Annotated in this window: 19 protein-coding genes and 1 tRNA gene; 2 read left to right on the top strand and 18 right to left on the bottom strand. The window is 70.3% G+C overall.

The genetic code is table 11. The features are described from left to right. Window positions 1–2: 2 nt before the first annotated feature. From atpE to N4G70_RS21245, 18 genes are all read right to left on the bottom strand, one after another. Window positions 3–236 carry an ATP synthase F0 subunit C gene (gene atpE / locus N4G70_RS21330; RefSeq protein ID WP_053726990.1) on the bottom strand — a complete coding sequence of 78 codons (234 nt, stop codon included), beginning with the start codon at window positions 234–236 and terminating at the stop codon, window positions 3–5. Window positions 237–312: 76 nt separating this feature from the next. Then, on the bottom strand, window positions 313–1137 hold the full coding sequence (atpB, locus tag N4G70_RS21325) for a F0F1 ATP synthase subunit A (RefSeq protein ID WP_261714281.1): 825 nt from the start codon (window positions 1135–1137) through the stop codon (window positions 313–315). 225 nt (window positions 1138–1362) lie between these two features. Next, entirely contained in the window at window positions 1363–1800 is a 438-nt protein-coding gene (locus tag N4G70_RS21320) for a hypothetical protein (protein WP_261714280.1), read from the bottom strand. Window positions 1801–2064: 264 nt separating this feature from the next. Further along, window positions 2065–3408 (bottom strand): MraY family glycosyltransferase, encoded by a 1344-nt coding sequence (locus N4G70_RS21315; RefSeq protein ID WP_261714456.1) that lies wholly within the window; start codon window positions 3406–3408, stop codon window positions 2065–2067. 193 nt (window positions 3409–3601) lie between these two features. Then, entirely contained in the window at window positions 3602–4840 is a 1239-nt protein-coding gene (gene glyA, locus N4G70_RS21310; RefSeq protein ID WP_261714279.1) for a serine hydroxymethyltransferase, read from the bottom strand. Between the two features lie 66 nt (window positions 4841–4906). Continuing rightward, window positions 4907–5557, bottom strand: a complete 651-nt coding sequence (locus N4G70_RS21305) for a protein-tyrosine-phosphatase (RefSeq protein WP_261714278.1) — start codon at window positions 5555–5557, stop codon at window positions 4907–4909. Beyond that, a complete protein-coding gene (locus N4G70_RS21300) occupies window positions 5554–6201 on the bottom strand; it encodes an L-threonylcarbamoyladenylate synthase (RefSeq protein WP_261714277.1) in 648 nt (215 codons plus the stop codon). Before N4G70_RS21300 ends, N4G70_RS21305 begins: the two co-directional genes overlap by 4 nt. A gap of 46 nt (window positions 6202–6247) precedes the next feature. Beyond that, the gene (prmC, locus tag N4G70_RS21295; RefSeq protein ID WP_261714276.1) at window positions 6248–7129 is read right to left on the bottom strand and encodes a peptide chain release factor N(5)-glutamine methyltransferase; all 882 of its coding nucleotides are present in this window, start codon (window positions 7127–7129) and stop codon (window positions 6248–6250) included. A 32-nt stretch (window positions 7130–7161) separates the two neighbouring features. After that, entirely contained in the window at window positions 7162–8241 is a 1080-nt protein-coding gene (gene prfA / locus N4G70_RS21290) for a peptide chain release factor 1 (protein ID WP_261714275.1), read from the bottom strand. Window positions 8242–8341: 100 nt separating this feature from the next. Beyond that, entirely contained in the window at window positions 8342–8569 is a 228-nt protein-coding gene (gene rpmE, locus N4G70_RS21285) for a 50S ribosomal protein L31 (protein ID WP_053726981.1), read from the bottom strand. 178 nt (window positions 8570–8747) lie between these two features. Continuing rightward, window positions 8748–9860, bottom strand: coding sequence for an LCP family protein (locus N4G70_RS21280; RefSeq protein WP_261714274.1), 1113 nt, complete (start codon window positions 9858–9860; stop codon window positions 8748–8750). Window positions 9861–10203: 343 nt separating this feature from the next. Continuing rightward, complete coding sequence (gene rho, locus N4G70_RS21275) at window positions 10204–12309, bottom strand: transcription termination factor Rho (RefSeq protein ID WP_261714273.1); 2106 nt, start codon at window positions 12307–12309, stop codon at window positions 10204–10206. A gap of 401 nt (window positions 12310–12710) precedes the next feature. Next, window positions 12711–13628, bottom strand: coding sequence for a homoserine kinase (gene thrB / locus N4G70_RS21270; RefSeq protein ID WP_261714272.1), 918 nt, complete (start codon window positions 13626–13628; stop codon window positions 12711–12713). A 277-nt stretch (window positions 13629–13905) separates the two neighbouring features. After that, window positions 13906–14964, bottom strand: a complete 1059-nt coding sequence (gene thrC / locus N4G70_RS21265) for a threonine synthase (protein ID WP_120721386.1) — start codon at window positions 14962–14964, stop codon at window positions 13906–13908. A 6-nt stretch (window positions 14965–14970) separates the two neighbouring features. Next, complete coding sequence (locus N4G70_RS21260; protein WP_261714271.1) at window positions 14971–16263, bottom strand: homoserine dehydrogenase; 1293 nt, start codon at window positions 16261–16263, stop codon at window positions 14971–14973. Between the two features lie 98 nt (window positions 16264–16361). Continuing rightward, complete coding sequence (gene lysA, locus N4G70_RS21255; protein ID WP_261714270.1) at window positions 16362–17753, bottom strand: diaminopimelate decarboxylase; 1392 nt, start codon at window positions 17751–17753, stop codon at window positions 16362–16364. Window positions 17754–17820: 67 nt separating this feature from the next. After that, window positions 17821–18855 carry an ArgS-related anticodon-binding protein NrtL gene (nrtL, locus tag N4G70_RS21250; RefSeq protein ID WP_261714269.1) on the bottom strand — a complete coding sequence of 345 codons (1035 nt, stop codon included), beginning with the start codon at window positions 18853–18855 and terminating at the stop codon, window positions 17821–17823. A 101-nt stretch (window positions 18856–18956) separates the two neighbouring features. Continuing rightward, the gene (locus N4G70_RS21245; protein ID WP_261714268.1) at window positions 18957–19382 is read right to left on the bottom strand and encodes a response regulator; all 426 of its coding nucleotides are present in this window, start codon (window positions 19380–19382) and stop codon (window positions 18957–18959) included. Window positions 19383–19548: 166 nt separating this feature from the next. Here N4G70_RS21245 and N4G70_RS21240 point away from each other — a divergent pair. Together N4G70_RS21240 and N4G70_RS21235 are read left to right on the top strand one after the other, a co-directional pair. Continuing rightward, window positions 19549–19620, top strand: a tRNA-Arg gene (locus N4G70_RS21240). A 313-nt stretch (window positions 19621–19933) separates the two neighbouring features. Further along, a complete protein-coding gene (locus N4G70_RS21235; RefSeq protein WP_261714267.1) occupies window positions 19934–20332 on the top strand; it encodes a hypothetical protein in 399 nt (132 codons plus the stop codon). Window positions 20333–20371: the final 39 nt, after the last annotated feature.

Raw genomic sequence — 20371 nt, 5'->3', positions numbered from 1 at the left:
TCTTAGTAGACGAACGGCATGACGAGGCCGATCAGGGCCAGCGCCTCACAGAACGCGAAACCGAGGATCTGGTTGGCGCGGATCAGGCCGGCCGCTTCGGGCTGACGGGCGAGAGCCTGCGTGCCGTTACCGAAGATGATGCCGACGCCGACGCCGGGGCCGATCGCGGCGAGGCCGTAACCGATGGAGCTGAGCGAGCCGGTGACGCCATCGGAGGCAGCGAGGATCTGGGACATGCCAGTTCTTCCTTCTCTTTCACGGACCGGTGGGGGTTGGCCACCGGACGACTGGGGGTATGGAGGGGGCGGGCGGTCAGTGGTGCTCGGCGACCGCGCCCTGGATGAAGACGCAGGCCAGCAGCACGAACACGTATGCCTGGACGGCCTGGATGAAGAGCTCGAAGGCGGTCATCACGATGACCATCACGAAGGAGACGCCGGAGTACGCGATCCCGATGCCGTTGAGCATGTACCAGCTGGCGATCGTGAAGAGCAGCAGCAGGGTGTGCCCGGCGAACATGTTCGCGAAGAGTCGCACCGCGTGGGTGAAGGGGCGGACCAGCACGTTCGAGAAGAACTCGATGGTCATGACCAGCGGCAGCACACCGCCCAGCGTCTTGTCATAGCCGGTCAGGTTCTTGAAGCCGCCGACGAACCCGTGACGCTTGAACGTGAGCGTCATCCAGATCACGTAGACGACCGCGGCGAGCACCGCGGGGTACGCGATGATCGACGTCACCGGGAACTGGGCGACCGGGACGATCGACCAGAGGTTCATCATCCAGACGAAGAAGAAGATCGAGACCATGAGGGGGACCCACTTCTCGCCCTCCTTCTTGCCGATCGTCTCGTAGACGATGCCGCGGCGTACGAAGTCGTAGCCGGCCTCGGCGATCATCTGGAACTTGCCGGGGACGAGCTTCGGCTTGCGGAAGGCGGCCCAGAAGAAGCCGACGATGATCAGCGAGCCCAGCAGGGCCAGCAGCATCGGCTTGTTGAAGTACACCCCGTCGGTGTCGCCCCAGAGCGGCTCGAAGAGGAACGAGTGCAGGCCGGGACCCTCGAAGCCACAGCCGTTCGACTGGAAGATGTGGCAGCTCGGATCGAAGGCGAGCACCTGCGTCGGGTCAGCACTCACCGCGGGCTCCTTCAGCGTGGCGCATAGGTACGGCAACCTCGTTGTGTCGGCGCGGCGCGCAGCCGCGGTTCGGCACTGGACTGGTGTTTCGGATGATGGGGCGGCGGTCGGGCATCAAGCCTCGCGATTGAGCAGGCGTCAGCTCAGATGCCCGCGCCCGCAGTGCCGCAGTTGGCACCGGACGATAGCAGGGTCCTGAACTCGCATTTATTCCGGCCCTACCTCTCACGACGACGGCCCCGTCTTTTCGGGCTTGTCGCCCTTGGCGGTGTCCGGTTCGACGTAGAGGATCTTCGCCTTCATGTGCGCACGCGCCTGCGCGCCGATCCAGACGAGGGTCAGCGCCACAAGGGTTGCCGCAAAGCATTTCGGGTTGAACAGCGTCGTGTTCTTGAAGACCGCGACAAAGATGAAGAGCAGGAGCAACTGCGCGGTGTACAGCATCAGTCCCATGGCCTGGAACAGATGCGGAAGCGATTTGGCAGTGCGCTCCAGGACGACGAGTCCGATGCCCATGAAGAGGATCACGACCAGCGTCGCGACGATGGCACCCACCGCTCCCTTGCCGCCCGCGACCACACCGCTCACGAGGGTCGCAACAGCGCCCGCGGCAGCGGTGGGTAGGGCGGTGGGGAGAAGAGTGCGTGCGTCGTTGGACGGCATGGCGGCAGCTCCGCTTGCTGGTGGGGGCAAAGTGGTGTCGTCATGGACGAGCGTAAGCCCGGGCCGAGTTGGTCCCTCGGGCCAACGGACCGTCGCACTACGGTCCTTCGGCTCTGGCGCCGGGTCTCGTGAACCGTATCACAAACTATTTGATGAGGTCTTTACCATGGAAGTGTGCTGCCCATCACACTTGAGAGTGGTGCCGCGCGTTTGTGCACAACGGGCGGCGAGATGTCTGGTATTGGGCTTGGACGCGGCAAATCGTCAGCGCGACGCACCGGTCTTACGTCGGTCGGGGAAGCGCGAACGGGGGCCGATCGCGGTCGCTCCGTTGACGCCGGAGACTCCGGCCGCCACCGGGGCGCGCTCGCCGCGCACCTCGTCGCCCTCCTCGGGGGCGAGCGAGTGCACCGTCTCCGGCTCCTCGCGGGTGCGCCGGTAGCGCGGCGGAACGAACCGCTCGGCCCACCGCGGGGTGCGCGGGGCGAACCGCGGCAGCAGCAGGAGGACGAGCCCCACCGCGCTCAGCGCGACGATCAGCAGCACGATCCACATCGACGCGGAGTGCACCGAGTAGGCGACCGCGCCGAAGGCGATGAGCGCCGACCAGAAGTACATGATCAGCACCGCCCGGCTGTGCGAGTGCCCGATCTCCAGGAGCCGGTGGTGCAGATGCCCCCGGTCGGCGGCGAACGGCGACTGCCCGTTCCAGGTCCTGCGGACGATCGCGAGCACCAGGTCGGCCATCGGGATCGCGATGATCGTCAAGGGCATCAGGAGCGGGATGAAGACCGGCAGCATCGCGTGGGTCGCGTCGCGGGTGCCGCCGAAGTTGAGCTTCATCGCGTCGGGGTCGACCTGGCCCGTGATGGAGATCGCGCCCGCCGCGAGGACGAGCCCGATCAGCATCGAGCCCGAGTCGCCCATGAAGATCCTGGCCGGGTGCATGTTGTGCGGAAGGAAGCCCAGGCACATCCCCATGAGGATGGCGGCGAACAGGGTGGCGGGGGCGGCCGCCTCGATTCCGTACCCGTACCAGAGCCGGTAGGCGTACATGAAGAACGCCGCCGACGCGATGCACACCATGCCGGCGGCCAGGCCGTCGAGGCCGTCCACGAAGTTCACCGCGTTGATGGTGATCACGACGAGCGCGACCGTGAGCAGGGTGCCCTGCCAGGAGGTCAGCGAGACCGAGCCGATGCCGGGGATGGGCAGCCACAGGATCGTCAGACCCTGCATGACCATGACGCCGGCGGCGATCATCTGGCCGCCGAGCTTGATCAGGGCGTCGATCTCGAACTTGTCGTCCAGGACGCCGATCAGCCAGATCAGCGCGGCGCCGGACAGCAGGGCCCTCGGTTCGTTGGACTGGCTGAAGACGCCGTTGAGCCCGTCGAGATGGTCGGCGACGAGCAGTCCCGCGCACAGGCCGCCGAACATGGCGATGCCGCCGAGTCTCGGCGTCGGTTCCCGGTGCACGTCACGCGCGCGGATCTCCGGCATCGCACCGACGGCGATGGCGAACTTCCGCACCGGCCCGGTGAGCAGATAGGTCACCGCGGCCGTGACGCAGAGCGTCAGCAGGTATTCACGCACGGGCTGCCCCAGAGGTATCGCTGGCCATCTCAGCCCCACACCCTAGCTTCGCGTGCATGTGGTTGAGGACATCCGGATCCGGCAGATGGTTGCAGCTACCCCGGTAAAGCACGGATAAGCCCGCATTTTTGCCGTTATGCGAATCCTGTGAGAATGCGCCGAATCCCGTATTCCCCTTCTCCTGGGGATCCTGGGGAACCGCCCCTCAGGGAGGGGGGAACCTTTCCGCCAGTTCCCTCACCGCCGCCCGCGCCCTGGGATCCTCTCGCATCGCCATCGCGAACAGCACCGCGATTCTGGCCATTTCCGTCTCCCGCATGCCCTGGGTGGTGACGGCGGCGATGCCGAGCCGGATGCCGCGGGCGTCCGCGTGCGGCAGGGCGCAGGAGTCCAGGACGATGCCGGCGCCGGCGAGACGGCCGCGCGCGGTGCGGCCGTCGACGCCGAACGGAGAAGGGTCGGCGAGCACCAGATGGGTGTCGGTGCCGCCGGTGAAGACGCCGAACCCCTCGGTGAGCAGCCCCTCGGCGAGCGTGCGCGCGTTGGCGACCACCTGATGGGCGTACGCCGTGAACCCGGGAGTGGACGCCTCGCCGAAGGCGACGGCCTTGGCGGCGATGGTGTGCATCTGGGCGCCGCCCTGGGTGAAGGGGAAGACGGCCCGGTCGACGCGGGAGGCGAGGTCGGCGCCGCACAGGATCATCCCGCCGCGCGGGCCGCGCAGCACCTTGTGGGTGGTGGCGCACACGATGTCGGCGTACGGCACCGGGCTCGGTGCCGCTCCCCCGGCGACCAGGCCGATGGGGTGCGCGGCGTCCGCGATGAGGTAGGCGCCCACGTCTTCGGCGATCTCGCGGAAGGCCCGGTAGTCCGGGTGGCGGGGGTAGGCGATCGAACCGCACACGATCGCCTTGGGCCGGTGCTCGGCCGCCAGGTCCCACACCTCGCCGTAGTCGATGAGCCCGGTGTCCCGCTCGACCCCGTACCCGACGAAGTCGAACCAGCGCCCCGAGAAGTTGGCGGGCGAGCCGTGCGTGAGGTGTCCGCCGTAGGGGAGGCCCATCGCCAGAACGGTGTCTCCGGGCTTCAGGAGCGCCGCGTAGGCCGCCAGTACCGCCGAAGTCCCCGAATGCGTCTGGACGTTGGCGTGGGCGGCCCCGAAGAGGGCCTTGGCGCGGTCGACGGCGATGCGTTCGGCCACGTCGACGACTTCGCACCCTCCGTGGTGGCGCGCGCCCGGATATCCCTCGGCGTACTTGTTGCCGAGGTGGGAGCCGAGCGCGGCACGCACCGCCGGGGAGCTGAAGTTCTCGGCGGCGATCAACTGGAGCGAGGTGGCCTGGCGCTCGGCCTCGCCGAGGAGCACGTCGGCCATTTCGGGGTCCTGGCGCCTGAGGGCGTCGGACCCCGCGAGTTGGGCGCTTTCCGCGGAGATGACCGGCATGACTTCAGCGTAGGCCTCGGCCGCCGGGGCCGCCCGGCGTGCGGGAGTCGATACCCCCGGGTGGGGTCAGTGGTGGGTCGGCACGCCCGTCAGCGCGGTGACGACCGGGTCGAGCGCCTGGTTGATCTCGTCGCCGATGGAGCGGAAGAACGTGATGGGGGCGCCGTAGGGGTCGTTGACCTCGTCGGCCTCGGCGCTGGGGGCGAGCAGCCAGCCGCGCAGCGCGGCCGCGGCCCGCACCAGCGCTCTGGCACGCTCGACCATGCCCTCCTGGAGCGGGTCGGGCAGGGTGGCCGGGTCTATGGCCCGTACGAGCCGGGTGAACTCCTTCAGGGTGAAGGTGCGCAGGCCCGCCGAGTGGCCCATGGAGATGACCTGGGCCCGGTGGTCGCGGGTCGCGGTCAGGACCAGGTCGGCGGTGATGACGTGTTCGTCGAGGAGCTCGCGCCCGGTGAAGCCGGTCGCGTCGGCGCCGAAGTCGGCGAGGACGGCGGCCGCGTTGGCCTCCATCGGAGCGCCCTCGTGCCCCCAGGTGCCGGCGCTCTCCACGATGAGGCCGCCCGAGAACGGGTCCCCGAGCCGGTCGCTCAGGGCATGGCGGGTCAGCCGCTCGGTGATGGGCGAGCGGCAGACGTTGCCGGTGCTGACGTGGAGGATGCGGAACGAGTCCACCGCGGGGTGGACCGTGCCTATGCCACGCCCCTCAGGGGCGGTCAATTGGCCACCTCGAGGTCGGGTACCACCTTGCGCAGCTCGTCCGCGTCGAGCGCGCCGGCGCGCAGCAGCACCGGGACCTTGCCGGTCACGTCCACGATCGACGACGGGACGATGCCCGGCGTCGGGCCGCCGTCCAGGTACACGGAGACGGAGTCGCCGAGCATGCCCTGGGCCGCGTCGCAGTCCTCGGGCGAGGGGTGGCCGGTGAGGTTGGCGGAGGACACGGCCATCGGGCCGACCTCGTTGAGCAGCTCGATGGCGACCGGGTGCAGCGGCATCCGGATCGCGACGGTGCCCCGGGTGTCGCCGAGGTCCCACTGAAGGGACGGCTGGTGGCGCGTGACCAGGGTGAGGGCGCCCGGCCAGAACGCGTCGACGAGCTCCCAGGCCTGCTCGGTGAAGTCGGTGACCAGGCCGTGCAGGGTGTTCGGCGAGCCGATGAGCACGGGCGTGGGCATGTTGCGGCCGCGGCCCTTGGCGTCCAGCAGATCACTGACGGCCTGCGAGCTGAACGCGTCGGCGCCGATCCCGTACACGGTGTCGGTCGGCAGCACCACGAGCTCGCCGCGGCGGACGGCGGACGCGGCTTCGCGCAGACCGGTCGTGCGGTCGGTCGCGTCGTTGCAGTCGTATCGCCGAGCCATTAGCGGGCCTCCTCGTACACATACACGGTCTGGGTGTTCACGCGGATCACGGTGTGGCCTTGCGGGCCGTGGCGAAGCGGGGGCGGTTGTTCAGGTCGGGGTGGTCGGCCGCGTCCGTCCACCCCTGCTCCTCGTTGAAGATCCACGGCACTTGGCCGCCCTGGGTGTCGGCGTGCTCGATGACGACGAGCCCACCGGGCCGCAGGAGGCGGTGCGCGGTCCGTTCGATGCCCCGGATGGTGTCGAGGCCGTCCTCGCCGGAGAACAGCGCGAGCTCGGGGTCGTGGTCGCGCGCCTCGGGGGCGACGTACTCCCACTCGGTGAGCGGGATGTACGGCGGGTTGGAGATGACCAGGTCGACCTGGCCGTCCAGCTCGGGCAGCGCGGTGAGCGCGTCGCCCTGGTGGAGAACGACGCGGGACCCCTCGACGTTCTTCCGCGTCCACGCCAGGGCGTCCTCGGACAGCTCGACGGCGTGCACGCGCGAGCGGGGCACCTCCTGCGCCATGGCGAGCGCGATGGCGCCCGAGCCGGTGCACAGGTCGACGATGAGCGGCTCGACGACGTCCATCGCGCGGACGGCGTCTATGGCCCAGCCGACCACCGACTCGGTCTCCGGGCGGGGCACGAACACCCCCGGCCCGACGTGGAGTTCGAGGTAGCGGAAGAAGGCGCGGCCGGTGATGTGCTGGAGCGGTTCGCGGGCCTCGCGGCGGGCGATCGCCTCCCAGTAGCGGGCGTCGAAGTCGGCGTCCTTGACGTTGTGCAGCTCTCCCCGCTTCACCCCGTGGATGTGCGCGGCGAGCTCCTCCGCGTCGAAGCGCGGGGAAGGCACGCCGGCGTCGGCCAGCCGCTGGGTGGCCTGGGCCACCTCGGCAAGCAGCACGCTTCGGGGGCCTGGGGGGCGCCCCCCAGTGTTTTGCTGCACGCTGGTCCTCCGGCAGTCGTACGGGGGTGTGATTACTGGGCGGCCGCGAGCTTGGCCGCGGAGTCCGCGTCGACGCAGGCCTGGATCATCGCGTCCAGGTCGCCGTCGAGCACCTGGTCCAAGTTGTACGCCTTGAAGCCGACCCGGTGGTCCGAGATGCGGTTTTCCGGGAAGTTGTACGTCCGGATCTTCTCGGAGCGGTCGACGGTGCGCACCTGGCTGCGGCGGGCGTCGGCGGCCTCGGCCTCGGCCTTCTCCTGGGCCGCGGCGAGGAGCCGCGAGCGCAGGATGCGCATGGCCTGCTCCTTGTTCTGGAGCTGGCTCTTCTCGTTCTGGCAGGAGGCGACGACACCGGTCGGTACGTGCGTGATGCGCACGGCGGAGTCGGTGGTGTTGACGGACTGGCCGCCGGGGCCGGAGGAGCGGTACACGTCGATGCGCAGATCGTTCATGTTGATCTCGACGTCGACCTCCTCGGCCTCGGGCGTGACCAGCACGCCGGCGGCGGAGGTGTGGATGCGGCCCTGCGACTCGGTCGCGGGCACGCGCTGCACGCGGTGCACGCCGCCCTCGTACTTCAGCCGCGCCCAGACGCCCTGGCCGGGCTCGGTCGCGCCCTGGCCGCCCTTGGTCTTCACGGCGACCTGGACGTCCTTGTAGCCGCCCTGGTCGGACTCGGTGGAGTCGATGATCTCGGTCTTCCAGCCGACCCGCTCGGCGTAGCGCAGATACATGCGCAGGAGGTCTCCGGCGAACAGGGCCGACTCGTCGCCGCCCGCGCCCGCCTTGATCTCCAGGAGGACGTCCTTGTCGTCGCTGGGGTCGCGCGGGACCAGGAGCAGGCGGAGCTTCTCGGTGAGCTGCTCGCGCTGCGCGATCAGGTCCTTGACCTCGGCGGCGAAGTCGGGGTCGTCGGCCGCGTACTCACGGCCCGTCTCGATGTCCTCGCCCGTCTGCTTCCAGGCGCGGTAGGTCCCGACGATCGGCGTCAGCTCGGCGTAGCGCTTGCTCAGCTTGCGCGCGTTGGCCTGGTCGGCGTGGACCGAAGGGTCGGCGAGCTTCGCCTCGAGGTCGGCGTGCTCGCCGATCAGATCCTCGACCGCTTCGAACATCGGTGACTCCTGGTTCAGACGAAGAAGTAGGACTGGACGGCAAAGCGCCGGTCGCGGCGCCCCCGGGAAGGAGGCGCCGCGGACCGGCGCAGTGGGCTCGCTACTTCTGGGCGGAGCCGGCAGCGGCCTTGCCGAAGCGGGCCTCGAAGCGGGCCACACGGCCACCGGTGTCCATGATCTTCTGCTTGCCCGTGTAGAACGGGTGGCACTCGGAGCAGATTTCGGCGCGGATGGAGCCGCCGCCGATCGTGCTACGGGTGGTGAAAGCCGCGCCACAGGTGCAGCTGACCTGGGTCTCGACGTACTCGGGGTGGATGTCGCGCTTCAAGGTGTCTCCTAGGTTCGGGAGGGCTCCGGGTCGCAGGCGCGGATTGCGCATACGTGAACCGGGGCCGACGTACCAGTCTGCCAGGACTGGCCGTATCTCCCAAAACCGGGGTACGCCCGCATCTATTCCCCGGCCGGTCCAGGGCCTTCGAGGGCGCCCGTTCCACCGGGCCGCGCCCCTACTGACCGGCGACGTAACCGCCCGCGGTGCCCTTGTCGCCCGCCGAGTCGGCGGTCGCGGACGCCGGGATCGGCTGGTCCTTGGACAGGGCCTCCCAGACCTGCCGCGACTGTGCGGGCAGCGGGCTGACGCGGTTGGGGTCGCGCTTGTCGTACTGCACCGGCAGCGTGATCATCTTGACGTCGGCCGCGTCCAGGCCCTTGAGGCCGCTCGCGAACCCGATGAGCGAGTTGACCGAGTTGAGGTCGGTGTCGGTGGTGATCGCCTTGGTGGCGGCGTTCGCGAGCCCGTACAGCTTGGCCGGGTTGCTGAGCACGCCGACGCTCTCGACCTGGCCGATCAGTGCCTTGATGAAGGCCTGCTGGAGCTGGATGCGGCCGAGGTCGCTGCCGTCGCCGACGACGCCGTGCCGGGTCCGCACGAGACCGAGCGCCTGCTCCCCGTCGAGGGTGTGCCGGCCGGCCGGCAGATCGAGGTGGCTCTTGGCGTCCTTGATCGGCTTGTTGGTGGTGACGGGCACCCCGCCGAGCTCGTCGATGAGCTTCTTGAAGCCGGTGAAGTCGACCTCGAGGTAGTGGTCCATGCGGATGCCGGACATCTGCTCGACGGTCTTGACGGCACAGGCCGGGCCGCCGACCTCGTACGCCGTGTTGAACATCTGGCGCTGGGCGCCCGGGTCGGTCCTGCTGCCGTCCTGCGTGGTGCAGGAGGGGCGGGTGATCAGGGCGTCGCGCGGGATGGAGACGACGCCGGCGGTCTTGTGGCCCTGGTAGACGTGGACCACCATGGCCGTGTCGGAGCGGGCGCCGCCCTCGTCCTCGCCGTACTCCTTGTTGGCGCCGGCCCGCGAGTCCGAGCCGAGGACCAGGATGTCCATCGAGCCGTTGTCGACGTTCTGGGGGCGGTCGGTGCCGAGCCGGGCGTTGATGTCGACGCCCTTGAGGTTCCCGTTGAGCTGGAAGTACACATAGCCGAGGCCGGCCCCGCCGACGAGCACCACGCCGGCCGCGCTCCAGGCGGCGATCCGCACGGCGCGACGGCGCGTGCTGGGCTGCTTGCGGCGCTTGCCCGCCCCGCGTATTCGGCTGGTGCGTGTGCCCTGCTCGGCCATGGTCTCCTCAGTTCCCGGTGTGCCTCCGATGCCCCCTACCCCGATGTGCGGGTACGGATTGTCGACACTTGTCAGACGGTCGAAGCACCAAGAAGGGTTGCACAGGGTTCTAAGAACGCCCTAAGAGCAGCGCGGGGCCGCCGCCCGGCCCGGCCCGCGTCGCACCGCTCTCACCTGCGGCTTCACCCGGGCCACCGCTTTCGCACGGGGGCCGGTCCGCCGAGGGGCGTGTGTCGTACGCCTCAGCGCCCACCCGGAGGCCGCCGGGCCCGCGCACACGAGAGCGCCCCCGGCACCGAAGTGCCGGGGGCGCTCTCAAGTGGCCCTGCTGGAACCGGAGTTGCTAGTCGTTGCCGTTGCCCGGCCCCGGCGTCGTCTTCTGGATCTGGAGCAGGAACTCGGCGTTCGACTTCGTCTGCTTCATCTTGTCCAGGAGCAGCTCGATGGCCTGCTGCTGGTCGAGGGCGTGCAGCACCCGGCGCAGCTTCCAGACGACCGCGAGCTCGTCGCTGCCGAGCAGGATCTCTTCCTTACGGGTGCCGGACGCGTCCACGTCCACCGCCGGGAAGATGCGCTTGTCGGCGAGCTTGCGGTCGAGCTTGAGCTCCATGTTGCCGGTGCCCTTGAACTCCTCGAAGATCACCTCGTCCATGCGCGAGCCGGTCTCCACGAGCGCGGTGGCGAGGATGGTCAGCGAGCCGCCGTCCTCGATGTTGCGCGCCGCACCGAAGAAGCGCTTCGGCGGGTAGAGCGCCGTCGAGTCGACACCACCGGACAGGATGCGGCCGGAGGCCGGGGCCGCCAGGTTGTACGCACGGCCCAGGCGGGTGATCGAGTCGAGCAGCACGACCACGTCGTGACCGAGCTCGACGAGACGCTTGGCGCGCTCGATGGCCAGCTCGGCGACGGTGGTGTGGTCCTCGGCGGGACGGTCGAAGGTCGAGGAGATGACCTCGCCCTTCACCGACCGCTGCATGTCGGTGACCTCTTCCGGACGCTCGTCGACCAGGACGACCATCAGGTGGCACTCGGGGTTGTTGTGGGTGATCGCGTTGGCGACCGCCTGCATGATCATGGTCTTGCCGGTCTTCGGCGGGGCCACGATCAGGCCTCGCTGCCCCTTGCCGATCGGCGACACGAGGTCGATGATCCGCGTGGTCAGGATGCCCGGGTCGGTCTCCAGACGGAGCCGGTCCTGGGGGTAGAGCGGGGTCAGCTTGTTGAACTCCGGGCGGCCGCGGCCCGAGTCGGCCGCCATGCCGTTGGAGGAGTCCAGACGCACCAGGGCGTTGAACTTCTCGCGGCGCTCGCCGTCCTTGGGCTGACGGACGGCACCGGTGACGTGGTCACCCTTGCGCAGACCGTTCTTGCGGACCTGGGCCAGCGAGACGTACACGTCGTTCGGGCCCGGCAGGTAGCCGGAGGTCCGGATGAACGCGTAGTTGTCGAGGATGTCGAGGATGCCCGCGACGGGGATCAGGACGTCGTCGTCGGCGACCTGCGGCTCCGCGCCGAACTCCTCGCGGCCTCCGCGGCGGCCACGCCGGTCGCGGTAGCGGCCGCGACGGCCACGACGGCCGTCAGCATCGTCGAAGTCGTCCTGAGGGCCGTTGTTGTTGTTCTGCTGCTGGCCCTGCTGGCCGCCCTGGCGCTGCTGGCGCTGGCCGCCCTGCTGGTCGTCGCCCTTGCCGCGGCGCTCACCGCGGTCACCGCGGTCGCGGTCCTGGCGCTCTCCACGGTCACCGCGGTCGCCGCGGTCGCTACGGTCCTGGGTCTGGCGCTCCCCCCGGTCACCGCGCTGGCGGTCCCGGCGCTCGCCGCGCTCGCCCCGCTCACCGCGGTCGCGGCGCTCCCGGCGGCCCTCGGCGGTGTCGACCGCTTCGGTGGCCCTGCCCTCGGGCTGCTGGCCCTCGGACTTGACCTCGGCCTTGACCTCCGTCTTGGTGACGGTCTCGACCGCCGCGGACTCGGGGCTGCCGGTCGGCGCGGTGGCACGGCGGCGGCGACGCTCGCCCGCGGGCTGCTCGTCGCCGGCGGCCTGGTCGGAGACCTTGGGGGAAGGCTGGCCGGGGATGTCGATCTGCTGCTGCGCGGCCTGCTTCTCGGCGGCGGGCGCGGCGGCCTCCTCGCCCGTACGCGCCTTGGAGGTGGCGCGGCGCTTCGGCTTGGCCTCGGCGTCGGGCGCGGCGCTCTTGGCCGGGGCCGGGGAACCGCCTCCGGCCTGCGCCTCCTTGATGACCTCGATCAGCTGGCTCTTGCGCATGCGCGCGGTGCCCCTGATGCCGAGGCCGGACGCGACCTGCTGCAGCTCGGCCAGGACCATGCCGTCGAGGCCGGTGCCGGAGCGGCGGCGCCGTGAGGTGGTGCCAGAGGCAGCACCTGCGGCGGGCGCGGAGGTGTCGACAGAGCTGTCGGCAGTCACGCCCATCAGATCGGTGGTGTCGCTCACGAAGGGTCCTTCCCTGGAGCGGACGTCGGCCTGTCTGGCTCGGCGACCGGTTGTGCTGTCCGGCTGCGTCCCGTGATCTTCTCGACCACTGATCGTGCCGGGGCGGTGGTCCGCCGCGTACGGCGGAGAGACAAAAGTGCGTGGGTTCCGGCCCGAGATCCCCCTGCTCGGCCCCTGCCGGGAAAAAGCGTGGGGTGTCGTGCCGGTTCCGGAGCGTGCTCGAAACTGCTCAGGCAGGCTGCGCAGGCAGTTGGGGAGGCTCTCGGAAGAAAGGCGGTCCCTGAAGGGGACACGAAGCACCGCGCCACGAAGACGACCGATGCAGACTTGAGGTTAACACTACCGGATCCAACAAACATTCCCCCTCTCGTTCACCGGCAAGCCGCGCTTCCCGCGCCCGTCTACGACCCGAGCGGCAGGACGCTCGCACCCGCGGCGTCGAGGCCGAGCCGGTTGGCGGCCCACCCCTCCCCCGCCAGGCGTGCGACCTTGTCGGCGGCACCTTCCTCGACCAGCGCGAGCACGGTCGGCCCCGCGCCGGAGATGACCGCGGGGACGCCGTCCGCGCGCAGCCGGTTGACCAGCGCCACGCTCTCCGGCATGGCCGGCGCGCGGTACTCCTGGTGGAGCCGGTCCTCGGTGGCGGCCAGCAGCAGCTCGGGGCGCCTGGTCAGGGCCTCCACGAGCAGGGCCGCCCGGCCGGCGTTGGCCGCGGCGTCGACGTGCGGGACCGTGCGCGGCAGGAGCCCGCGGGCCGTCTCGGTCAGGACCGCCTTGCCGGGCACGAAGACCACCGGAACGACGGAGTCCGCCGGATCCATCCTGATCGCGCGGGCCGAGCCGCCGTCCATCCAGGAGAGCGTGAAACCGCCGAGCAGACAGGCGGCCACGTTGTCGGGGTGGCCCTCGATCTCGGTCGCGAGCTCCAGCAGGGCCGCGTCGTCGAGGCGGGCGTCGCCGCCTATGGTCACGGCGCGCGCGGCGACGATGCCGGCGCAGATGGCGGCGGAGGAGGAGCCGAGGCCGCGGCCGTGCGGGATGCGGTTGGCGCACACGACCTCAAGACCGCGCGGCTGCCCGCCGAGCAGGTCGAACGCGGTGCGCAGGGACCGTACGAGGAGGTGGCTCTCGTCGCGGGGCAGCGTCTCGGCGCCCTCGCCCGCGATGTCGATGCCCAGGCCGGAGTCGGCGACGCGGACGACCACGTCGTCGTAGAGCCCCAGTGACAGGCCCAGGGAGTCGAAGCCCGGGCCGAGGTTGGCACTGGTGGCGGGGACGCGCACCCGTACGGCGGCGGCGCGGAATGCGGGACCGGCCATCGCTCTGATGACTCCTTGTGAGGCTGCTGCTGGGGTCTGCTGCGAGGTTTTCGGAGACGTACAAAACACCCGAGGGCCACGTGGGCGACTGCACCACGGCATATGCGGCGGGGCGGGTTGGGTACAGCCTATCGAAGGAAGGTTCCGCGGCGACATAGGGCGCACAGGAGGCGCACGATGCGTGTCGCGAGCCCCCTGTGCCCCTACGTGCGGGCTTGTCCGGCTTTACGTACGCGTCCCACCGGGGCGGGACGCGTACGCGACGAGCGAGCGGCCGCTACGCGAGACCGAGGCGCTCGGCCGCGGCCGCCGCGTCCACCGGGACGGTGACGGGCTGCGGTGCTCCGGCGACGGCCCAGTCGGGGTCCTTCAGGCCGTTTCCGGTCACCGTGCAGACGATCTTCTGGCCCGGGTCGACGAGGCCGCGCTCGGCGGCCTTGAGCAGCCCGGCGACCGAGGCCGCGGAGGCGGGCTCGACGAAGACGCCCTCCTGCGAGGCCAGCAGCCGGTAGGCGCGCAGGATCTCACGGTCCGTCACTTCGTCGATGAAGCCCCCGGATTCGTCCCGCGCGGCCAGCGCGAACTGCCACGAGGCCGGGTTGCCGATACGGATCGCGGTGGCGATCGTCGAGGGGTCCTTGACGACCTCCCCGCGCACGATCGGCGCCGAACCCGAGGCCTGGAAGCCCCACATGCGCGGGCGGTGCGTCGAGACGCCGTCGGCGGCGTACTCGCTGTAGCCCTTCCAGTACGCCGTGATGTTGCCGGCGTTGCCCACGGGCAGGACGTGGATGTCGGGGGCGTCGCCCAGCGCGTCCACGATCTCGAACGCGGCGGTCTTCTGGCCCTCGATGCGCACCGGGTTGACCGAATTGACCAGCGCCACCGGGTAGTTGTCGGAGAGCGAGCGGGCCAGCGTGAGGCAGTCGTCGAAGTTGCCGTCGACCTGGAGGATCTTGGCGCCGTGGATGAGCGCCTGGCCCATCTTGCCCAGCGCGATCTTGCCCTGCGGCACGAGGACCGCGCACACCATCCCGGCCCGCACCGCGTAGGCGGCGGCCGAGGCGGAGGTGTTGCCGGTGGAGGCGCAGATGACGGCCTTGGCGCCCTCCTCCTTGGCCCGGGTGATCGCCATCGTCATGCCGCGGTCCTTGAAGGACCCGGTCGGGTTGGCACCCTCGACCTTGAGGTGGACCTCGCAGCCCGTGCGCTCGGAGAGCACCTGCGCGGGTACGAGCGGCGTGCCGCCCTCGCGGAGGCTGACGACCGGCGTCGTAGCGGAGACGGGGAGCCGGTCCCGGTACTCCTCGATGATTCCGCGCCACTGGTGGGTCATTGCTGGTTACTCCCCTTCAACACGCATGATGCTGGCGACACCACGCACGGTGTCGAGCTTGCGCAGGGCGTCCACGGTCCCGGTGAGGGCCGCGTCGGCCGCGCGGTGAGTGACGACGACGAGGGAGGCCTCGCCGTCCTTGCCGGACTGCCGCACGGTGTCGATGGACACCCCGTGCTCGGCGAAGACCGTCGCCACCTGGGCGAGCACGCCCGGTTTGTCCGCCACGTCGAGGCTGATGTGGTAGCGGGTGACGACATCGCCCATGGGACTGACCGGCAGCCGGGTGTACGCCGAGTCGCCGGGACCGGTGGCCCCCGCGAGCTTGTTGCGGCAGACCGCGACGAGGTCCCCGAGGACGGCGGAGGCGGTCGGTGCGCCACCCGCGCCGGGCCCGTAGAACATGAGCTGACCGGCGGCCTCGGCCTCGACGAACACCGCGTTGTAGGCGCCCCGCACGGAGGCCAGCGGATGGTCGAGCGGGATCATCGCGGGGTGCACCCGGGCGGTCACGGAACCGTTGTCGGCCGCCCGCTCGCAGATCGCGAGCAGTTTGATGGTGCAGCCCATCTGGCGCGCCGACGCGAAGTCGGCGGAGGTGACCTCGGTCATGCCCTCGCGGTACACGTCGTCGAGGCGGACCCGGGTGTGGAAGGCGATCCCCGCGAGGATGGCGGCCTTGGCGGCGGCGTCGAAGCCCTCGACGTCGGCGGTCGGGTCGGCCTCGGCGTAGCCGAGCGCGGTGGCCTCGTCGAGGGCCTCCTGGTAGCCGGCGCCCGTCGAGTCCATCTTGTCGAGGATGAAGTTGGTGGTGCCGTTGACGATGCCGAGCACGCGGTTCACCTTGTCGCCGACCAGCGACTCGCGCAGCGGGCGGATCAGCGGGATCGCGCCGGCGACGGCGGCCTCGTAGTACAGGTCCCGGCCGTGCTCGACGGCGGCGGCGTGCAGAGCGGCCCCGTCCTGGGCGAGCAGCGCCTTGTTCGCGGAGACGACGGAGGCGCCGTGCTCGAACGCGGTGGTGATGAGGGTGCGGGCGGGCTCGATGCCGCCGATCACCTCGACGACGACGTCGATGTCGCCGCGTTTCACGAGGGCGGTGGCGTCGGTGGTGACCAGGGCGGGGTCGATGCCCTCACGCACCTTGGAGGGCCGGCGGACGGCCACCCCGGCGAGCTCGACGGGGGCGCCGATGCGCGCCGCGAGGTCGTCGGCGTGCGTCGTCATGATGCGCGCCACCTCTGAGCCGACCACTCCACAGCCCAGCAGCGCCACCTTCAGCGGACGCGTACGCATCATCCGACCTCGTTTCCTCTTCAAACCTGGAATGCGAACCAGTCTCACTCACCGGACCGGGGTTTCTGCCCTCGGTCCGGATCCTGAGACAACTATTTCATCTACCCGACGTCGAGACGCAGGAGATCTTCCTCCGTCTCACGCCGGACGATCACGCGCGCCGATCCATCCCGTACGGCGACGACCGGCGGGCGCAGCGCGTGGTTGTAATTGCTGGCCATGGAGCGGCAGTACGCGCCGGTCGCCGGCACCCCGATCAGATCACCGGGCGCGAGGTCGGCGGGCAGGAACGCGTCCCGGACCACGATGTCGCCGCTCTCACAGTGCTTGCCGACCACCCTCACCAGCATCGGCTCGGCGTCGGAGGTGCGCGAGACGAGCGAGACCGAGTACTCGGCGTCGTACAGCGCGGTGCGGATGTTGTCGGACATGCCGCCGTCCACACTCACATACGTCCGCAGCCCTTCGAGCGGCTTGATCGTGCCGACCTCGTACAGGGTGAAGGCGGTCGGCCCCACGATCGCGCGGCCCGGCTCGACGGAGATGCGGGGCACGCGCAGGCCGGCCGCGTCGCACTCGCGCGTGACGATCTCGGTCAGCGCCTTGGCGATCTCGTGCGGCTCGCGGGGGTCGTCGTCGGAGGTGTACGCGATGCCGAGCCCGCCGCCGAGGTCGATCTCGGGCAGCTCGACGCCGTGCTCGTCGCGCACCTCGGCGAGCAGTTGGACGACGCGGCGCGCGGACACCTCGAAGCCCGCCATGTCGAAGATCTGCGAGCCGATGTGCGAGTGGATGCCGACGAGTTCGAGCCCGTCGAGCCTGAGGGCGCGGCGCACCGCCTCGGCGGCCTGGCCGTCGGCGAGGGCGATGCCGAACTTCTGGTCCTCGTGCGCGGTGGCGATGAACTCGTGGGTGTGCGCCTCGACGCCGACGGTGACCCGGAGGAAGGCCTTCTGCACGGTGCCCAGCTCTCGGGCGATGTGCGCGACGCGCACGATCTCCTGGAACGAGTCGAGCACGATCCGGCCGACCCCGGCCTCGACGGCCCGCCGGATCTCGGCCTCGCTCTTGTTGTTGCCGTGGAAGGCGATGCGCTCGGCGGGCATTCCCGCGTCGAGGGCGGTGACGAGTTCGGTGCCGGAGCACACGTCGAGGTTGAGTCCCTCCTCGTGCAGCCAGCGCACGACGGCCCGCGACAGGAAGGCCTTCCCGGCGTAGAACACGTCGGCGCCCGGCCCGAAGGCCTCGGCCCAGGCACGGCACCGGGAGCGGAAGTCGGACTCGTCGAGGAAGTAGGCGGGCGTGCCGAACTCCTCGGCCAGGCGCGTCACTTGGAGCCCGCCGACGGTCAGCTCGCCGTCCGCGCCGCGGTCGACGGTGCTCGACCAGACCTTCGGATCGAGGGCGTTGAGGTCGGCGGGCGGCGCGGAGTAGTGCCCCTCGGTCAGCACGTCGGCGTGGCGGGGTCCGGCGGGGTGCGCGGATCGGCTCATGTTCGGTACGTCTTTCTCTTACACGTCTGCGGTCATGACGGCGGCTGACGGTGTGGGTCGCCGCATGTCACAGAAACTCGGGGGCGTCGATGCCGAGCAGGGACAGGCCACCGGCCAGCACCGTCCCGGCGGCCTCGGCGAGGGCCAGCCGGGAGCGGTGGGCGGCCGAGGGTTTCTCGTCGCCGCGCGGCAGCACCGCGTGCTGGTGACGCAGCAGTTCGTCGGCGACGGCTTCGAGGTGCCGCGCCAGCCGGTCGGGCGCCCGGTGCCGGGCGGCGCCTTCGAGCACGGTGGGGTGGTCGCCCAACAATCCGAGCAGCGCACCCCCCTCGGGCACGGGCCCGGCCTCGGAGCGGAACCCCAACTCCAGGGCGTTGCGCGTGAGGGCACGGCTGCGGGAGTACGCGTACCGCACCCGGAACAGGGAGTTGCTCTCCCGCTGGGCGAGCAACTCCTCGACGTCGGTACGGGGCCGGTCGTGCCGGGCGGCCCTGAGCATGGCCCAGCGGGCCGCGTCGACCCCGACGAGCTCGGCGAGCCGGGGCACGGGACAGGGCACGACGGCGAGCTTCCGCCCGCTCCCGCCCGGAACGACCCGCGCGACCGCCCCCTGAGCCCGGAGCAGCCCCACCACGACCTCGACGACGACCCGCCCGCGCTCGTCCACGCCATCGACGAACTCGTGGGTTTCACCGCGGAGGGCGTCGCCGTGTCCATAAGGGGCGCGACCGGACGTCACCCTCCCCGCACCCGCCGCACCCACCCCACTCGTCGACTCGAGAATGTGGCGTACGAGGTCGTACTGGGCGTCGCGGTCAAGGGTGATGTTGAGGAAGCCGGGCCCGCTGATCTCGACGGAGGCGATCCCGGGCCGCCCGGCGATCCGCTGTCGCAGCACCTCGGCCACCTGGCGGGGAGGCAGCCCCGCCGCGGAGGCGAGCTTGAGAGCGATCCCGCTGGCGTAGTCGCCGGCGCCCCCGGGGCGGGGCCGCTCGACCTTGACGGCCTCGGGCACCACGTCACCCACCGCACCCAGAGCGCCCTCGCCGACCGCGCCACGCACGACGTGCGCGACGGTACGGGAGAGCTCGGCGGGGGTCACGTGACCAGCGTATGGGAGAGGGGGGGTCCCTCCGCGAACCGGTTTCGCCATACGGGCAGAGGGCGGAGGCGGGGCGGGCGGGCTCGGGTGGACGGGCGGGGTCAGCCCCGGGTGCTGCCGGCCCGCCCGGACTCCCTGCTGCCGTCGCTGGACGGCGGAGCCTCCCGGTGCAGCAGTTGCCGTATGAGCCTGACCAGTTCCGCCGGCTCGAAGGGCTTCGCGAGAAAGGCGTCGACACCGGAGGCGAGCCCGGTCTCCACCTCGTACTGGGTGCAGGCACTGATGATGGCGACGGGCAGCCCGCTCGTCCTCGGGTCCGAACGCAGCCGAGCCGCCGTACGCAGTCCGTCGAGCCGGGGCATGACCACGTCGAGCGTGATCACATCGGGGCTGACCTGGTGCACGACTTCCAGGCATTCGGCACCATCGGCCGCGGTCACGACCTCGAAGCCCTCCAGCTCGAGGTTGACCCTGATCAACTGCCGGATGACCTTGTTGTCGTCCACCACAAGGACCCGACCGGACACGCCTGACACACTTCGAGGTTAGGTCCGAGGAGGGCGCCGCGTCCGGGTTTTCCCCACTTCCACCCCACGCGGGGGAAGCGGGCCGCCGGGGAGACCGAAATACCTGTTCACGGCCACCCCGACAGAGCTGGTAGGGTTCTACCCGTCGCCGCCGAACGCGGCGCACGCCCCCGTAGCTCAGGGGATAGAGCAACGGCCTCCGGAGCCGTGTGCGCAGGTTCGAATCCTGCCGGGGGCACTTCGCTTCAACCCAGGTCATGCGGTTGATCAGCGCGAGTGCCGAACTTCGAGAGCGGGATCCAGTTCCACTGGGTCCCGCTCTTCGTCGTACCTCACCGAAGGTCCACGACTCCACTCCCCCGCCCAAGGCCGGCCTGGCATACGCATACGGACCGGACGGCGAGAGCACCAACTCCGGCTGTCTGCGCGGAAGTTGAGCTCGGTGCCGATGCCTGTGCGTCCGGCGCCGATGCCGATGCCGATGCGTCCGGCGATGGCTCGCACCACATGTGGAACCGTCTACTCCCCAGTCGTCGGGGCATACGGTGCGCATGACACTGGCTCGCTCATTACCCGACGATCCCGTCGAATGGTGGATCTACCTGGGCGTGATCGTTTTCTACGTCCTGGGTCGCTGGTTCTTCGCTTGGCGGCAAGCCAGGCACGACGGCCGCAGCCACCCGGCTCGCGCCGTGTGGCACGAAGACGACGGCCCCGATGAGGTGAGTACGCCGCCGACGACCCGGCCCGCGCCCACAGGGGGCTTCGCCTCCTACCGGCAGTTCTTCGGTTTTGTGGGCAGCGCCGCCGTGGTGCTCCTGATCGTCCTTCTCACCGACGGGCCCCTCCGCGTCACACTGATGTGCATCGTGGCCCCCGTGCTGGTCCTGGGGCTTTCCTATCTCGATTTCCGGAAGGCCGGCAAAGCGCGGTCTGCCGCTCAGTCATGAACGCGAAAAAGCCCCGCACCGTGACCGTAAATTTCTTAC

The sequence above is a fragment of the Streptomyces sp. ASQP_92 genome (assembly GCF_025399895.1).
Classification (GTDB): Bacteria; Actinomycetota; Actinomycetes; order Streptomycetales; family Streptomycetaceae; genus Streptomyces.
This window is presented reverse-complemented; position numbering and strand designations above follow the sequence as displayed.

Coding starts and splice junctions, on each gene's coding strand:
- lysA (WP_261714270.1), bottom strand. CDS start 17,753: ATGAGCCGATCCGCGCACCCCGCCGGACCCCGCCACGCCGACGTGCTG.
- N4G70_RS21280 (WP_261714274.1), bottom strand. CDS start 9,860: ATGGCCGAGCAGGGCACACGCACCAGCCGAATACGCGGGGCGGGCAAG.
- N4G70_RS21320 (WP_261714280.1), bottom strand. CDS start 1,800: ATGCCGTCCAACGACGCACGCACTCTTCTCCCCACCGCCCTACCCACC.
- N4G70_RS21235 (WP_261714267.1), top strand. CDS start 19,934: ATGACACTGGCTCGCTCATTACCCGACGATCCCGTCGAATGGTGGATC.
- N4G70_RS21260 (WP_261714271.1), bottom strand. CDS start 16,263: ATGATGCGTACGCGTCCGCTGAAGGTGGCGCTGCTGGGCTGTGGAGTG.
- N4G70_RS21300 (WP_261714277.1), bottom strand. CDS start 6,201: ATGGCTCGGCGATACGACTGCAACGACGCGACCGACCGCACGACCGGT.
- atpE (WP_053726990.1), bottom strand. CDS start 236: ATGTCCCAGATCCTCGCTGCCTCCGATGGCGTCACCGGCTCGCTCAGC.
- glyA (WP_261714279.1), bottom strand. CDS start 4,840: ATGCCGGTCATCTCCGCGGAAAGCGCCCAACTCGCGGGGTCCGACGCC.
- thrC (WP_120721386.1), bottom strand. CDS start 14,964: ATGACCCACCAGTGGCGCGGAATCATCGAGGAGTACCGGGACCGGCTC.
- prfA (WP_261714275.1), bottom strand. CDS start 8,241: ATGTTCGAAGCGGTCGAGGATCTGATCGGCGAGCACGCCGACCTCGAG.
- thrB (WP_261714272.1), bottom strand. CDS start 13,628: ATGGCCGGTCCCGCATTCCGCGCCGCCGCCGTACGGGTGCGCGTCCCC.